The 15,076-nt window shown below is 74.1% G+C and carries 18 protein-coding genes; 14 read left to right on the forward strand and 4 right to left on the reverse strand.

The annotated features are described in order from the left end of the window. From GA0070614_RS26505 to ribH, 4 genes are read left to right on the forward strand one after another with little or no spacing between them, the layout of a single operon-like run. The gene (locus tag GA0070614_RS26505; RefSeq protein ID WP_088978502.1) at positions 1 to 612 is read left to right on the forward strand and encodes a riboflavin synthase; all 612 of its coding nucleotides are present in this window, start codon (positions 1 to 3) and stop codon (positions 610 to 612) included. Next, entirely contained in the window at positions 612 to 1,307 is a 696-nt protein-coding gene (gene pnuC, locus GA0070614_RS26510; RefSeq protein WP_088978503.1) for a nicotinamide riboside transporter PnuC, read from the forward strand. The genes GA0070614_RS26505 and pnuC overlap by 1 nt, the downstream gene beginning before the upstream one ends. After that, positions 1,304 to 2,572, forward strand: a complete 1,269-nt coding sequence (locus GA0070614_RS26515; protein WP_088978504.1) for a bifunctional 3,4-dihydroxy-2-butanone-4-phosphate synthase/GTP cyclohydrolase II — start codon at positions 1,304 to 1,306, stop codon at positions 2,570 to 2,572. The genes pnuC and GA0070614_RS26515 overlap by 4 nt, the downstream gene beginning before the upstream one ends. A 2-nt stretch (positions 2,573 to 2,574) precedes the next feature. Then, a complete protein-coding gene (ribH, locus tag GA0070614_RS26520) occupies positions 2,575 to 3,072 on the forward strand; it encodes a 6,7-dimethyl-8-ribityllumazine synthase (protein WP_088978505.1) in 498 nt (165 codons plus the stop codon). Between the two features lie 119 nt (positions 3,073 to 3,191). Here ribH and GA0070614_RS26525 read toward each other — a convergent pair whose 3' ends face one another. The 3 genes from GA0070614_RS26525 to GA0070614_RS26535 are packed head-to-tail and all read right to left on the reverse strand — an operon-like array spanning position 3,192 to position 5,654. Further along, positions 3,192 to 3,935, reverse strand: coding sequence for an amino acid ABC transporter ATP-binding protein (locus tag GA0070614_RS26525; protein ID WP_088978506.1), 744 nt, complete (start codon positions 3,933 to 3,935; stop codon positions 3,192 to 3,194). Between the two features lies 1 nt (position 3,936). After that, positions 3,937 to 4,782: an amino acid ABC transporter permease gene (locus tag GA0070614_RS26530; protein ID WP_088978507.1), complete on the reverse strand. Its 846-nt coding sequence runs from the start codon at positions 4,780 to 4,782 to the stop codon at positions 3,937 to 3,939. After that, positions 4,779 to 5,654, reverse strand: a complete 876-nt coding sequence (locus GA0070614_RS26535; RefSeq protein ID WP_088978508.1) for an ABC transporter substrate-binding protein — start codon at positions 5,652 to 5,654, stop codon at positions 4,779 to 4,781. The genes GA0070614_RS26530 and GA0070614_RS26535 overlap by 4 nt, the downstream gene beginning before the upstream one ends. A gap of 214 nt (positions 5,655 to 5,868) precedes the next feature. Here GA0070614_RS26535 and GA0070614_RS26540 point away from each other — a divergent pair, with 214 nt between their 5' ends. The 10 genes from GA0070614_RS26540 (at position 5,869) to GA0070614_RS26585 (ending at position 14,668) form a co-directional block, all read left to right on the forward strand. Further along, on the forward strand, positions 5,869 to 6,132 hold the full coding sequence (locus GA0070614_RS26540; protein ID WP_088978509.1) for a phosphoribosyl-ATP diphosphatase: 264 nt from the start codon (positions 5,869 to 5,871) through the stop codon (positions 6,130 to 6,132). 45 nt (positions 6,133 to 6,177) lie between these two features. After that, on the forward strand, positions 6,178 to 7,023 hold the full coding sequence (gene hisG / locus GA0070614_RS26545) for an ATP phosphoribosyltransferase (protein ID WP_088978510.1): 846 nt from the start codon (positions 6,178 to 6,180) through the stop codon (positions 7,021 to 7,023). A gap of 214 nt (positions 7,024 to 7,237) precedes the next feature. Beyond that, positions 7,238 to 7,711 (forward strand): PH domain-containing protein, encoded by a 474-nt coding sequence (locus tag GA0070614_RS26550; RefSeq protein ID WP_088978511.1) that lies wholly within the window; start codon positions 7,238 to 7,240, stop codon positions 7,709 to 7,711. A 423-nt stretch (positions 7,712 to 8,134) separates the two neighbouring features. Then, a complete protein-coding gene (gene infC / locus GA0070614_RS26555) occupies positions 8,135 to 8,785 on the forward strand; it encodes a translation initiation factor IF-3 (protein WP_088978512.1) in 651 nt (216 codons plus the stop codon). A 19-nt stretch (positions 8,786 to 8,804) separates the two neighbouring features. Beyond that, complete coding sequence (gene rpmI, locus GA0070614_RS26560; RefSeq protein ID WP_026267805.1) at positions 8,805 to 8,999, forward strand: 50S ribosomal protein L35; 195 nt, start codon at positions 8,805 to 8,807, stop codon at positions 8,997 to 8,999. 32 nt (positions 9,000 to 9,031) lie between these two features. Further along, on the forward strand, positions 9,032 to 9,424 hold the full coding sequence (gene rplT / locus GA0070614_RS26565) for a 50S ribosomal protein L20 (RefSeq protein ID WP_030335718.1): 393 nt from the start codon (positions 9,032 to 9,034) through the stop codon (positions 9,422 to 9,424). Positions 9,425 to 9,453: 29 nt separating this feature from the next. Continuing rightward, positions 9,454 to 10,293, forward strand: coding sequence for a TrmH family RNA methyltransferase (locus GA0070614_RS26570; protein ID WP_088978513.1), 840 nt, complete (start codon positions 9,454 to 9,456; stop codon positions 10,291 to 10,293). 215 nt (positions 10,294 to 10,508) lie between these two features. Continuing rightward, positions 10,509 to 11,609, forward strand: coding sequence for a phenylalanine--tRNA ligase subunit alpha (pheS, locus tag GA0070614_RS26575; RefSeq protein ID WP_088978514.1), 1,101 nt, complete (start codon positions 10,509 to 10,511; stop codon positions 11,607 to 11,609). 41 nt (positions 11,610 to 11,650) lie between these two features. Further along, entirely contained in the window at positions 11,651 to 14,197 is a 2,547-nt protein-coding gene (gene pheT, locus GA0070614_RS26580; RefSeq protein WP_088978515.1) for a phenylalanine--tRNA ligase subunit beta, read from the forward strand. 3 nt (positions 14,198 to 14,200) lie between these two features. Beyond that, positions 14,201 to 14,668 carry a S26 family signal peptidase gene (locus tag GA0070614_RS26585; RefSeq protein WP_231933392.1) on the forward strand — a complete coding sequence of 156 codons (468 nt, stop codon included), beginning with the start codon at positions 14,201 to 14,203 and terminating at the stop codon, positions 14,666 to 14,668. A 49-nt stretch (positions 14,669 to 14,717) separates the two neighbouring features. Here the strand turns inward: GA0070614_RS26585 and GA0070614_RS26590 are convergent, their stop codons facing one another. Continuing rightward, positions 14,718 to 14,933, reverse strand: a complete 216-nt coding sequence (locus GA0070614_RS26590) for a hypothetical protein (RefSeq protein ID WP_088978516.1) — start codon at positions 14,931 to 14,933, stop codon at positions 14,718 to 14,720. Between the last annotated feature and the right edge of the window lie 143 nt (positions 14,934 to 15,076).

The raw sequence follows: 15,076 nt of genomic DNA on the forward strand, positions 1-15,076 counted from the left end.
ATGTTCACCGGCATCGTCGAGGAGCTGGGCGAGGTCGTTCGGATCGCCGACACCGGAGGTGACTCCGCCCTGGTCGCCGTCCGGGGCCCGCTGGTCACCTCGGACGCCCGGCACGGCGACTCCATCGCGGTCAACGGCGTCTGTCTCACCGTCGTCGACGTCGACGGCGGAGTCTTCACCGCCGACGTGATGGGGGAGACCCTGCGCCGCACCGCGCTGGGCGGGCTGCGCCCCGGCGACCCGGTCAACCTGGAGCGGGCCGCGGCGCTCAACAGCCGCCTCGGCGGGCACATCGTGCAGGGCCACGTCGACGGCGTCGGCGAGCTGCTGCACCGGGAGCCGGCCGAGCAGTGGGAGACGCTGCGCTTCCGGCTCCCCGCCGCCCTGGCCCGGTACGTGGTGGAGAAGGGCTCGATCACCGTCGACGGGGTGTCGCTCACCGTGGCCGGGGTCGGCGACGACTGGTTCGCCGTCGGGCTCATCCCGACCACCCTCAAGCTGACCACCCTCGGCGTTCGGCGCGTCGGCGACCCGGTCAACCTGGAGGTCGACGTGCTCGCCAAGTACGTCGAGCGGCTGCTCGGCGACCGCGTGCCGGGGGGTGCGGCCTGATGGGCCCGCTCGGCTGGCTGCTCGACGCCCAGGTCCAGATCGCCGGTTCGCCGGTGCTGGTCCGGGAGATCGTCGGCAACGTCTTCGGTCTCGCCTCGGCCCTGCTCGGGCTGCGCCGGCTGGTCTGGGCCTGGCCGGTCGGCATCGTCGGCAACGCGCTGCTGTTCACCGTCTTCCTCGGCGGGGTCTTCGCCACCCCGCAGGAGCACGACCTCTACGGCCAGGCCGGCCGGCAGGTCTTCTTCTTCGCGGTCAGCCTCTACGGCTGGTGGCGCTGGTCGCGCAACCGGCGCGTCGGGGCCGGTGACGCGCCGGCCGTCACGCCGCGCTGGGCCACCGGCCGGGAACGTCTCGGCCTGCTCGCCGCCGCGGCGCTCGGCACCGCCGTGGCGTACCCGGTGCTCGCCGCGCTGGGCTCCTGGGGCCCGCTGCCGGACGCCTGGATCCTCACCGGCAGCCTGCTGGCCACGTACGGCATGGCGCGCGGCTGGGTGGACTTCTGGCTGATCTGGATCGCCGTCGACGCGGTCGGCGTGCCCCTGCTGCTGCGCGGCGGCTTCTACCCGTCGGCCGCCATGTACCTGGTCTACGGCGCGCTCTGCGTCTGGGGCCTCGCCGCCTGGTGGCGCAGCTCGCGGGCCACCCGGGCCGCGGCGCGACCGATCCCGTCCACCTACTCGGAGGCCGTCGCATGACCACCCTCTTCGCCAGCATCGAGCAGGCGGTGGCGGACATCGCCGCCGGCCGACCCGTCGTCGTGGTCGACGACGAGAACCGGGAGAACGAGGGCGACCTGATCTTCGCCGCCGAACTGGCGACGCCGGAGCTGGTCGCGTTCATGGTCCGGTACACCTCCGGCTACATCTGCGTGCCGCTGACCGAGTCGGAGTGCGACCGCCTCGACCTGCCGCCGATGCACCACACCAACCAGGACCGGCGCGGCACCGCGTACACGGTGACCGTGGACGCCCGGGAGGGGGTCAGCACCGGCATCTCCGCCGCCGACCGGGCGCACACCATCCGGCTGCTGGCCGACCCGGCGACCGACCCGACCGACCTGGCCCGCCCGGGGCACGTGGTGCCGCTGCGGGCCCGCGAGGGTGGCGTGCTGCGCCGCGCCGGGCACACCGAGGCGGCCGTCGACCTGACCCGGCTGGCCGGGCTGCGCCCGGCCGGCGTGCTCTGCGAGCTGGTCAACGACGACGGCACCATGATGCGGCTGCCGGACCTGGAGAAGTTCTGCGCCGAGCACTCGCTGACCCTGGTCACCATCGCCGACCTGGTGGCGTACCGGCGGCGGCACGAGAGGCAGGTCGAGCAGGTCGCCGACGCGCGGATGCCCACCCCGTACGGGGTGTTCCGGGCGCTGGGCTACCGGGCCGAGCACGACCCGGCCGAGCACGTCGCGATGGTCTACGGCGACCTCGGCGACGGGCAGGACGTGCTGGTCCGGGTGCACTCGGAGTGCCTGACCGGGGACGTGTTCGGCTCGCTGCGCTGCGACTGCGGGCCGCAGCTGCAGGCGGCGCTGGCCCGGGTCGCCCGGGAGGGGCGTGGCGTGGTGCTCTACGTGCGCGGGCACGAGGGGCGGGGTATCGGCCTGCTGCACAAGCTGCAGGCGTACCAGTTGCAGGACCAGGGCCGCGACACCGTGGACGCCAACCTCGACCTGGGCCTGCCGGCCGACGCCCGGGACTACGGCACCGGCGCGCAGATCCTCTACGACCTGGGCGTGCGGTCGATGCGGCTGCTCACCAACAACCCGGCCAAGCGGGCCGGGCTGGAGGGGTACGGCCTGACCGTCACCGGCCGCGAGGGGTTGCCGATCCGGCCGCACCCGGAGAACGTGCGCTACCTGCGGACCAAGCGGGACCGGATGGGTCACCTGCTGGACGAGCTGGACGAGGTGACCGAGGCCCCGATGGGCCGCCCGGTCCCCGGCGACGAGATCGGAGCGTAGAGATGGCGGGATTCGGCGAGCCCGGGGTGAGCACGGTGGACGCGGCCGGGATGACCGTGGGCGTGGTCGCGGCGCGGTGGCACGGCGACCTGACCGACCACATGCTCGACCGGGCGGTCGCGGCGGCCGAGGCGTGCGGCGCGCGCGCCGTGGTCGCCCGGGTCGCCGGCTCGGTGGAGCTGCCGGTGGTGGCGCAGGCCCTGGCCCGCCGCTGCGACGTGGTGGTCGCCCTCGGCGTGGTGGTGCGCGGCGCGACCGCCCACTTCGACTACGTGTGCCGGTCGGTGACCGACGGGCTCACCCGGGTGGCCCTGGACGAGGGGAAGCCGGTGGCGCACGGGGTGCTCACCGTCGACACCATCGAGCAGGCCCGGGACCGGGCCGGGCTGCCCGGCTCGGCGGAGGACAAGGGTTGGGCGGCGACCGTGGCGGCCCTCGACGCCGCCCTGGCCGTGCGCGGCCTGGCCGCCAACGCCCACCGGGTCGGCTTCGGCGGCTGACCACCGGCGGGGCCGGCCGGGTCACCGTCGGCCCGACCTGCGGGGCGGGCCGGTTCACCGTCGGCCGGACCGGTGGACGGGCCGGGTCACCGCCGGCCCCATCCGCGAGGCCGGCCGGGTCACAGCCGGCCGGCCTCGATGATCCGCCGGAGGAACTGCCGGGTCCGCGGCTGTGTCGGCTCGCCCAGCACCTGCCCCGGCGGCCCGGCCTCGACCACCCGGCCGGAGTCGAGGAAGCAGACCTGGTCGGCGACCTCGCGGGCGAACCCCATCTCGTGGGTGGCCAGCACCATCGTCATCCCGTCGGCCTTCAGGTCGCGGATCATGGCCAGCACCTCCCCGACCAGCTCCGGGTCGAGCGCGGAGGTGACCTCGTCCAGCAGCATCAGCCGGGGCTGGTTGGCCAACGCCCGGACGATCGCCACCCGCTGCTGCTGCCCGCCGGAGAGCCGGTCCGGGTAGGCGTCGGCCTTCGCGCCCAACCCGACCCGGTCGAGCAGGTCCCGCGCCTGGGCCTCGGCGTCGGCCCGGGACCGCCGGTGCACCCGGCGCGGGGCCAGCGTGACGTTCTCAAGCACGGTCAGGTGCGGGAAGAGGTTGTACGACTGGAAGACCATCCCGATCCGGCGGCGGACGAGGTCCGGGTCGACCCGGGGGTCGGAGATCTCCTCCCCGTCCAGCTCGATGGTCCCGTCGTCCAGCTCCTCCAGCAGGTTGACGCAGCGCAGCAGGGTCGACTTGCCCGACCCGGACGCCCCGATCAGCGCCACCACCTGATGCTCGTCGACGCTCAGGTCGAGACCGTCGAGCACCGGTTGGCCGCCGAACTCCTTGCGCAACCCGCGACAGGTCAGCACCGCCACCTCAGCCTCCCGACTGGCGTCGGGCCGCGCGCAGCGTCACCCAGTCGGTGACGGCGATCAGCGGGATCGCCAGCAGCACGAACAGCACCCCGGCCAGGATGTACGGGGTGTAGTTGAAGGTCTGCGCGGTGGCGATCTGCGCGGCGCGCACCGCGTCGATCGGCCCGGCGAGGGAGACCAGCCCGACGTCCTTCTGCAAGGCCACCACGTCGTTGAGCAGTGGCGGGGCGACCCGCCGTACGGCCTGCGGCAGGACGACGTGCCGCATCGTCTGCCGGTAGGTCAGGCCCAGCGACCGGGCCGCGGCGAGCTGGCTGGGGTGGATCGACTCGATGCCGGCCCGGAACACCTCCGCCAGGTAGCCGCCGTAGGTGAGCACCAGCGCGAGCCCGCCGAGCACCAGCACCGGCGGCATGCCCTGCAGCCGCAGCCCGGGCACGCCCAGGGTCAGCACGTAGAGCACGATGATCAGCGGCAGCCCGCGGAAGGTGTACGTGTAGCCGGCGGCCAGCGCCCGGACCGGGAAGAAGACCGGGCCGCGCAGCGTACGCAGGAGCGCGACCAGCAGCCCCAGCAGCAGCGCGCCGGCCGCGCAGCAGACCAGCAGGCGGACGTTCAGCCACAGCCCGGAGAGCACCGCCGGCAGGGCGTCGCGGGCGATCGCCGGGTCCAGGAACGACGCGCGTACCCGGTCCCAGCCGGGCGCGCCGGTGACGGCGAGCACCAGCAGCGTGCCGAGCGCCGCCGTGGAGGCGGCGGCGACCAGCACGCTGCGCACCGTCTGCCGGCGCCGGTACGCGGCCCGCCGCCGTTGTGCCGCCGAGGGGGTGTACGCGAGCAGGCTCACGTCAACTCGGCCGCTCCCGCCACCTGGGCGAGCCACTTCTGCTCCAGCTGCCGCAGCGTGCCGGCCGCGCCGAGCTGGCTGATCGCCGCGTTGACGCACGGGGTGAGCGGGGATCCCTTGTCGAGCAGCAACCCGAACGTCTCCGGCGCGCCCACCTGCGGCACCTGCCCGACGATGGTGGCGTCGGTGATCTCGGCGGAGGTGATGTAGAAGGCGGTCGGCAGGTCCACCACGAGGCCGTCGAGCTGGCCGTTCTGCAGCGCCTTCTTGGCGTCGTCGTTGCTGTTGTAGACCTGCGGCTGCACGGTCGGCCGGATCAGGTCGGTGATCGCCTGGTAGCTGGTGGTCCCGACCTGGGCGCCGAGCTTGGCGTCGCGCAGCTCGGCCAGGCTCCGCTTCCCGGCGATCTTCGAGGACTTGAGCGCGATCACGGTCTGCCGCACCAGGTAGTAGGGCGCGGAGAAGTCGACCGCCCGCTTGCGTTCCTCGGTGACGGAGAACTGGTTGATGTCGAAGTCGAAGTTCTTCGGGCCGGGGGCGATGGCCGCGTCGAACTTCACCCGGGTCCAGGTGACGTCCGCGCGGGCGTACCCGAGCTTCTCGGCCACCGCGTACGCGACGGCGGCCTCGAAGCCCTCGCCGTTCTCCGGCGCGTCGCCCCTGAACCACGGCTCGTACGCCGGCTGGTCGGTGGCGATGGTGAGTCTGCCCGGGGTGCGGGTGCGCAGGCTCTCCTTCGCGCAGGAGGCGCTGGCGGCGCCGGTGGGGGTGGCGGTGGTCGTCCTGTCGTCCTGCGGGGCGCACCCGGTCACCGCGACGACGGCGGCGGTGGCGGCGGTGAGCGCGAGGACGCGGATGCGGGTGCGGGCCATGGCGGACAGCGTAGGGCCGGCCGCGACGACCTTGAAGGCTGTCCCACCACTCAGATAGGAAATCGATGCCTGATCGTGCCCGACGGTGCCCCGTCGCGCCCGCCGCACCGGCCGACCGGCCGCGCCGTCCCGAGGTACGGGAGGCGTGGGCAAGATGACCCGGCCGGACCCCGGAGCGCGCGTCGGCGTCGGGTGACTGGAAGAATCGCCTCCCGTGAAGACGTTCGAGGAGTTGTTCGCCGAGCTGCAGGCCAAGGCCGCCGCCGGCACCCCGGGCTCGGGCACGGTCGCCGCCCTGGAGAAGGGGGTGCACTTCGTCGGCAAGAAGGTCGTCGAGGAGGCGGCCGAGTCGTGGATGGCCGCCGAGCACGAGGGGCCGGAGCGCACCGCCGAGGAGATCTCGCAGCTGCTCTACCAGGTCCAGGTGCTGATGCTCGCCAGCGGTCTCGAGCTCGAGGACGTCTACCGACATCTGTGAGTGCGCCCCGTCGTTGATCTCATCCGATCGAAGGAGCACTCCGCCATGCTGCGTGTCGCCGTACCCAACAAGGGCGCCCTGGCCGAGAAGGCCGCCCAGATGCTGCGCGAGGCGGGCTACCGCCAGCGCACCGACGCCAAGGACCTCGTCTGCCGCGACGAGCCCAACGACATCGAGTTCTTCTACCTGCGCCCGAAGGACATCGCCACCTACGTCGGCTCCGGCGACCTGGACGTCGGGATCACCGGCCGGGACCTGCTGATCGACTCGGGCGCGCCCGCCGAGGAGGTGGTGGACCTCGACTTCGGCCGGGCCACCTTCCGCTTCGCGGCCCGCCCGGAGGACGTCGACGACGTCCGGGAGCTGGGCGGTCACCGGATCGCCACCGCGTACCCGGGGCTGGTCGAGCGGCACCTCGCCGTGCTGGGCGTCAAGGCCGACGTGATCCGCCTCGACGGCGCGGTGGAGAACGCCATCCGGCTCGGGGTGGCCGACGTGGTCGCCGACGTGGTGGAGACCGGCACCACGCTGCGCCAGGCCGGCCTGGTGGTCTTCGGCGAGCCGCTGCTGCGCTCCTCGGCGGTGCTGGTCCGGCGTACCGATGCGCCGGCGCACCCGCAGTCGGAGCAGCTGCTGCGCCGGCTGCACGGGGTGCTGGTGGCCCGCCGCTACGTCATGCTCGCCTACGACGTGCCGGCCGGGCTGCTGGACCGGGCCAGCTCGCTCACCCCGGGCATCGAGTCGCCGACGGTCTCCCCGCTGCACCGGGAGGGCTGGGTCGCGGTGCAGGCGATGGTGCTCAGCGACGACGTGCACCGGATCATGGACGAGCTGTACGACCTGGGCGCCCGCGCCATCCTGGTCACCAACATCCACGCCTGCCGGCTCTGAGGCCACCGGCCGCCGCCGTGGCGGGCGTGCGGGATCCGTCGGGGCGGCGTGATCGACCCCCAGGTCGCCGAGCTGGCGGTGTCCGGTGCGTCGGACACCGCCACCTCGGTGTCACCGAGGGCGCCCGTCCGGCCGCGACCGGACGGAGGGTGATCCGGCCGGCGGCCGTCGTGGCTGCCGGCCGGCGCCGCGGGGCGGATGGCAGACTGGTGGGGTGAGCGATTCCGCGCAGATCCACCTGAAGCCCCGCCGTATCCGGGTGGTGTGCTGGGCCTCGGCCATCGCGCTGGTGGTGGTCTTCGGGCTGGTGGCCACCTCGCTGACCGGCCCCACCGGCAACGGCTACGGCACCTTCCAGCGCGGCGACCAGTTCGCCATGGTCGGGCTGGGCGTCTTCGGCGCGCTGGCCGTCCTGCTCTTCACCCGCCCCCGGGTCGAGGCGGACGCCCGGGGCGTGCGGGTCCGCAACGTGATCGGCTCGTACGAGCTGCCCTGGGAGGTCGTCCGGGGCGTCCGCTTCGACCGGGGCGCGCCCTGGGCCAGCCTGGAGCTGCACGACGACGACCTGCTGCCGATGGTCGCCCTGCAGGCCGCCGACAAGGAGTTCGCGGTCGAGGGGGTCCGGGCGCTGCGCCGGCTGCACCAGGAACACCTGGCCGCCCTGGCCGGCGGCGCCGGCCCCCGCTGACCCGGGCGGTCCGCGCCCGAGGCGCTGGCCAAGGCCCGCGCCCGACCCACCCGACCCGCCCGACCCGTCCGTGGCGGGGCCGGCTGCACCCGCGCTGACCTGCGGGCCCGGTTTGGGGGTGGCTGGGGTGAGGGTGTAGTGTTGCGGAGTCGACCAGGCTGCCCCCGTTGCGACGTGCGGGCGGTCTTGAAGCGGAGCGCCTGCTCCCACCCGAGTCGCCCCAGTAGGTGGCCGGGTCCGGTCCCCGGTTCCGGGCACGTCCCGGCTCCGGATGCGCGATCATGTGATCGTGCCGACCGGTCGAGCGGGCCCTGGCATGCGCCAGGGCCTTCTGCTTTCCGGGCGGCCCCCACCCGGGGGCCCGCGGGGTCGCCACACGCAGGAAACTCGACTCGAGGAGGCCCCATCAGCGTCGAACCACGCGTGAACGAGCAGATCCGGGCACGTGAGGTCCGACTGGTCGGCCCTGAGGGTGAGCAGGTGGGCATCGTCCCGCTGGAGCGCGCCCTGCAGCTGGCCGCGGACGTCGACCTGGACCTGGTCGAGGTTGCGCCGATGGCGCGCCCGCCGGTGTGCAAGCTCATGGACTTCGGCAAGTTCAAGTACGAGAGCGCACTGAAGGCGCGCGAAGCGCGGCGTAACCAGCAGCAGACCGTCATCAAGGAGATGAAGCTCCGGCCGAAGATCGACCCGCACGACTACGAGACCAAGAAGGGTCACGTGGTGCGGTTCCTCAAGGCCGGCGACAAGGTCAAGGTCACGATCATGTTCCGCGGTCGCGAGCAGAGCCGCCCGGAGCTGGGTTACCGGCTCCTGCGTCGACTCGAGTCCGAGATCACGGACCTGGGTTACGTCGAGGCCGCTCCGAAGCAGGACGGTCGAAACATGATCATGGTTCTCGCTCCGCACCGGGCCGTGAAGGCCTCCGCGGTCGCCGCCACGGCGTCGCGCGGCGCACCCCGGGACCGGGCCGCGGAGGAGTCCGCCGCCCCGGCAGGTGGCGAGACCCCGGCGGCCGGCGAGACCGCAGCAGCCGGCGAGACCGGCACGACCGCTGAGACCAGCGGCCAGTAACAGGGGAGAGACGTTCCACATGCCGAAGATGAAGAGCCACACGGGTATGGGCAAGCGGGTCAAGGTGACCGGCAAGGGCAAGATCGTCGCCCAGCAGGCCGGGCTGCGCCACAACCTGGAGAAGAAGCCCTCCACCCAGACCCGCCGGCTGACCGGCACGGTCGAGCTGGCCAAGGCTGACGTCAAGCGAATCAAGAAGCTGCTCGGCCGCTGACGCGCGCCACCTGAACCGAAAGAGGAGTTGAGATGGCACGCGTCAAGCGGGCTGTGAACGCCCAGAAGAAGCGTCGTACCCTGCTGGAGACCGCGAGCGGCTACCGCGGTCAGCGCTCCCGGCTGTACCGCAAGGCCAAGGAGCAGGTGCTGCACTCGATGCAGTACGCCTACCGGGACCGTCGCGACCGCAAGGGCGACTTCCGGCAGCTCTGGATCCAGCGGATCAACGCCGGCGCCCGCGCCAACGGCATGACCTACAACCGGCTGATCCAGGGCCTGCGCCTGGCCGGCATCGAGGTCGACCGCAAGATCCTGGCCGACCTGGCCGTCAACGACGCCGCGGCGTTCGCCGCGATCGTCGAGCTGGCCCGGGCCGCCGTGGCGGCCGAGGGCACCGGTGGCGCCGCGGCCCAGGCCGCCTGATCCACCCGCAGCAGATCGAGGCGTCTCCCATGCAGTCACCATCGCGCGGGAGGCGCCTCGACGCTGTCCCCGGCCCGTTCACCCCGCGTACCCCCCGGGTGGTCGCCGCCCGCCGGCTCCAGCGCCGCCGGGACCGCGAGGCGACCGGCCGGTTCCTGGCCGAGGGGCCGCAGGCGGTCCGCGAGGCCCTGGCCCGCGCCGGGACGGTCACCGAACTCTTCGGCACCCCGGCCGCCCTGGACCGGTACGCCGACCTCGCGGCCGCCGCCGCCCGCGCCGACGTGCCCGTCTCCGAGGTCACCGACGAGGCCCTGGCCGCGCTCGCCGAGACCGTCGCCCCGCAGGGCCTGGTCGCCGTCTGCCGCCACCTCGACGTGCCGCTCGACGCGGCCCTCGCCGCCCGGCCGAAGCTGGTCGCGGTGCTCGCCGGGATCCGTGACCCGGGCAACGCCGGCACCGTGCTGCGCACCGCCGACGCCGCCGGCGCGGGCGCGGTCGTCTTCGCCGGTGACGCCGTCGACCCGTACAACGGCAAGTGCGTGCGGGCGTCCGCCGGCAGCCTGTTCCACGTCGACGTGGTCCGCGCCGCCGACCCGCGCGCGGCGGTAGACGCGCTACGTACCGCCGGGCTCTCGATCTTCGCGACCACCGGGTACGGCGACAGCGACCTCGACGACCTCGCCGACGCCGGCCGGCTGGCCGCCCCCACCGCCTGGCTCTTCGGCTCGGAGGCGCACGGCCTGCCCGAGGAGCTGACCGCCGCCGCCGACGCCCGGGTCCGGGTGCCGCTGCACGGGCGCGCCGAGAGCCTCAACCTGGCTGCGGCCGCGGCCGTCTGCCTGTACTCTTCAGCCAGAGCACTGCGCTGACCGTGTCACGCAGTCAGACAGCACAGGGGAGTCGTCCGCATGACGATCGCGCCACGGCGTTCGTTTAGCCAGCCCGCCGGTGTCGGCGGGCGGCGGGCCTGACCCCTCCTCCTGCGCGTATCTCCCACCGGCGGGCTGCGGCACAGCCGCGCGTCCGTAGACTCGCCTAGCCGCCCGTGAGGGCCGGCGCCGCCGTGAGGGAGTGCCCGTACGCCATGAGCTACCGCAACGATCCGTACGACCCGAAGCAGGTCGCCCTGCTGGACCCGGCCGCCCTGGCCGAGGCCGTCGCCGACGCCGAGAAGGCGTTCGCCGGGGCCACCGACCCCGACGCGCTGACCGCGCTGCGCCCCGCCCACCTCGGCGACCGCGCACCGGTCTCGCTGGCGCGCCGGGAGATCGGCGCGCTGCCGCCGGCCGCCAAGTCCGACGCGGGCAAGCGGGTCAACGAGGCCCGCCGGGCGATCGAGTCCGCGTACGTGGCCCGCGCCGAGATCCTGGAGCGCGAGCAGGCCGCCCGGGTGCTGGTCGAGGAGCGGGTCGACGTGACCCTGCCGTACGACCGGCGGCCCCGGGGCGCCCGTCACCCGCTGAGCACCCTGATGGAGCAGATCAGCGACCTGTTCGTCGGGATGGGCTACGAGGTGGCCGAGGGTCCCGAGGTCGAGCTGGAGTGGACCAACTTCGACGCGCTGAACATCCCCGCCGACCACCCGGCGCGCGGGCTGATGGACACCTTCCACATCGCACCCGCCGACGGCTCCGCCGTGGCTTCTGGCGAATCAGCGGGCTCGGGCCTTGTTCTCCGGACCCACACCTCGCCGGTGCAGGCGCGCACCATGCTCAGCCGCAAGCCCCCGATCTACGTGATCTGCCCCGGCCGGGTCTACCGCACCGACGAGCTGGACGCCACCCACGCGCCGGTGTTCCACCAGGTCGAGGGCCTGGTGGTGGACAAGGGCATCACCATGGCCCACCTGCGCGGCACCCTGGACCACTTCGCCCGGGCGATGTTCGGCGAGGGCGCGAAGACCCGCTTCCGCCCGCACTACTTCCCGTTCACCGAGCCGTCGGCCGAGTTCGACGTCTGGTTCCCGGAGCACCGCGACGGCCCGCGCTGGGTCGAGTGGGGCGGGTGCGGCATGGTCAACCCGCGGGTGCTGCGCGCCTGCGGCATCGACCCGGAGGTCTACTCCGGATTCGCGTTCGGCATGGGCATCGACCGGACCGTGATGTTCCGGCACGGGGTCAGCGACATGCGGGACATGGCCGAGGGCGACGTGCGGTTCACCCGCGCGTTCGGGATCGGCGCGTAGGGCGATGCGGGTACGAGTCACGGGAACGGTGGTCTGAAGTCATGCGAGTTTCTGTCAGTTGGCTGCGGGAGTACGTCGACCTCCCCGCCGACCTGCCCACCGGCGACCTGGAGCAGGCCCTGGTCGACCTCGGCATCGAGGTCGACTCCGTCGTGGACCTGCGCACCACCGTCACCGGCGCGCTGGTGGTCGGTGAGGTGCTCGAGATCGAGGAGTTGACCGGCTTCAAGAAGCCGATCCGGTTCTGCCGGGTGGACGTCGGCGCCGCGAACGGCACCGGCGAGCCGCAGGAGATCGTCTGCGGGGCGCGCAACTTCGCCCCGGGCGACAAGGTCGTGGTGATCCTCCCCGGCGGGGTGCTGCCCGGCGACTTCACCATCGGCGCGCGCAAGACCTACGGGCGCAACTCCGCCGGCATGATCTGCTCCGCCAAGGAGCTGGGTCTGGGCGACGACCACTCCGGCATCATCGTGCTGCCCGCCGACACTCCGGCCAAGCCGGGCGACGACGCGCGGCCCGTGGTGGGGCTCGACGACGTCGTGCTCGAGCTGGAGATCACCCCGGACCGGGGGTACGCGCTGAGCGTGCGCGGCCTGGCCCGCGAGCTGGCGCACGCGCTCGGCGTGCCGTTCCGTGACCCGGGCCTGGCGCCCGCGCCGGGCGGCACCGCCGAGCCGGCGTACCCGGTCGAGGTGCGCGACCCGGTCGGCTGCGACCGGTTCGCCGCCCGGATGGTGCGCGGCGTCGACCCGACCGCGGAGACGCCCGGCTGGATGCGCCAGCGGCTCACCGTCGCCGGCATCCGCAGCATCTCGCTGCCGGTGGACATCACCAACTACGTGATGCTGGAACTGGGCCAGCCGATGCACGCCTTCGACGCCGCGCGGATCAGCGGCCCGTTGGTGGTCCGCCGCGCCGAGGCGGGGGAGAAGCTGACCACCCTGGACGGTGTCGCCCGGACCCTCACCGCCGAGGACATGGTCATCTGCGACGACACCGGCCCGATCTCGCTCGCCGCGGTGATGGGCGGGGAGACCAGCGAGGTCGTCGCCGGCACCACCGACGTGCTCTTCGAGGCCGCCCACTGGGACCCGGTGATGGTCGGGCGCACCGCCCGCCGGCACAAGCTGTTCAGCGAGGCGGCGAAGCGCTGGGAGCGGGGCGTCGACCCGGCGCTGCCGCTGGTCGCCCTGGAACGGGCGGTGCGGCTGCTCACCGCGCACGCCGGTGGCACCGTCGGCGCGGCGATCCTCGACATCGACCACGTCCGGCCGATGCCGCCGGTCACCCTCCCGGCCGATCTGCCGAGCCGGCGGGTCGGGGTGGCGTACTCCGCCGAGCGGGTGGTCGCCCTGCTGGAGCAGGTCGGCTGCACCGTGGTGCGGGGCACCGACCGGCTGGCCGAGGACCCGGGTGAGGTGGGTGTCGCGGCGGGCGGCGCCGAGGTGCTCAGCGTGACCCCGCCGACCTGGCGGCCCGACCTCACCGACCCGGCCGACCTGGTCGAGGAGGTGGTCCGCCTCGACGGGTACGACCGGGTGCCGTCGGTGCTGCCGACCGCGCCGCCCGGGCGCGGCCTGACCTGGCAGCAGCGCCGCCGCCGGGCGGTGGCCCGCTCGCTCGCCGAGCGCGGTCTGGTCGAGGTGGTCGCCCACCCGTTCACCTCGCCGGAGCTGCCCGACCAGCTCGGGCTGCCCGCCGACGACCCGCGTCGCCCGGCGGTGCGCCTGGCCAACCCGCTGTCGGAGGAGGAGCCGCTGCTGCGTACCACGCTGCTCGGCCCGCTGCTCGGCATCCTCAAGCGCAACCTCGGACGCGGTCACCGCGACCTGGCGCTGTACGAGATCGGCACGGTCTTCCACCCGCGTCCCGACGCCGGCCGCCCGCCCGCCATGGGCGTCGACCGGCGACCGACCGACGCCGAGTTCGCCGCCGCCGACGCGGTGGTGCCGCACCAGCCCCGGCACGTCGCGGCCGTCCTCACCGGCGACCTCGACCCGGCCGGCTGGTGGGGCGCGGGCCGGGCCGCCGGCTGGGCGGACGCGATCGAGGCCGGCCGGGCGGTGCTCGCCGCCGCCGACATCCCCGCCGACCGGGTCGAGGTGCGCGCCGCCGAGCACGCCCCCTGGCACCCCGGCCGGTGCGCCGCGCTGCTGGTCGACGGCGAGGTCGTCGGGTACGCCGGTGAGCTGCACCCGGCGGTCCTGGCGACCCTGGAGCTGCCGAAGCGGGCCAGCGCGATGGAGCTGGACCTGGACGCGCTGCCGGCGGCCCCGCTGGCGCCCGCGCCCACCGTGTCGACCTTCCCGCCCGCGCTGATCGACGTGGCGCTGGTGCTGGACGCCTCGGTGCCCGCCGCCGAGGTGCGCAGGGCCCTCGTCGAGGGGGCCGGTGAGCTGCTGGAGAGCGTCCGCCTCTTCGACGTGTACGCCTCCGAGCAGCTCGGTGCGGGCCGGCGGTCGCTGGCGTACAAGCTCACCTTCCGGGCCCCGGACCGGACGCTGACCGTCGAGGAGGCGGTGGCGGCCCGGGACGCGGCGGTGGCCGTGGCGGCGGAGCGCTTCGGCGCGACCCTGCGCGGCGCCTGAGCGGTGCCGCTCCTCGGCTGGCTGGCGGTGGCCGGCGCGCTCGCGTCGGTCGCCGTCGGGCTGTTCTGGGCGCGTCGGCGCCTGCTGCTGGTCGCGGTGGTGGGCCGGAGCATGGAGCCGACGCTGCGCGCCGGCGACCGGGTGCTGGCCCGCCGGGTGCCGTTGGCCCGGGTACGCCCCGGCGATCTGGTCGTGGTCCGCGCCCCGGCGGCGATGACGGCCGGCCGGCCGGTCCTGCCGGGCGAGGGCCCGGGGCTGCTCATCAAACGGGCGCACGCGGTGCCGGGCGACCCGGTGCCGGTGCAGCGGGTGCCGTTGCTGCGCCGCCACGGCGAGGCGGTCGTCCCGGCGGACCGGCTGGTCGTGCTGGGCGACAACCCGCCGTTCAGCTACGACTCCCGCGAGTGCGGCTACATCCCGGGCGGGGACCTGCTCGGCGTGGTGGTCCGGCCCCGCCGGGTCGCGCGCTGACCGAGGGCGTGCCGCGCGGACGCAGCCGCGCGGCACGCCGGAGCCGGCCTCAGCAGAGGCTGGTCATCGTGGTCGCGCCCGCGCTGCAGTAGTACCCGCAGGACCCGCAGCTCGTCTTGCACGTCGGCGTGATGTAGCACCGCTTGAAGTAGCAGGTGCCGCACAACGCGCACCACGGGTCCGGCGGACAGCCGGCCGCGGCCGTCACCTTCGGCACGAACACGCCGAGCATCCGCTCGCCCAGGCTCTCGAGTCGACGAAACATTCGTTCACCTCCTCCCGTCATTCGGTGCCCGGACGCTACGGCCGGCGCGCACACCGGCCCGTACAGTCGGCCGCCGCGCGATGTACGTCCGATGTATCCGCCACCCCTAGCGTGGGCCTCCCGATCCGCGAGGAGGCGTACCG

This window comes from Micromonospora coxensis, assembly GCF_900090295.1.
GTDB classification, from domain to species: domain Bacteria; phylum Actinomycetota; class Actinomycetes; order Mycobacteriales; family Micromonosporaceae; genus Micromonospora; species Micromonospora coxensis.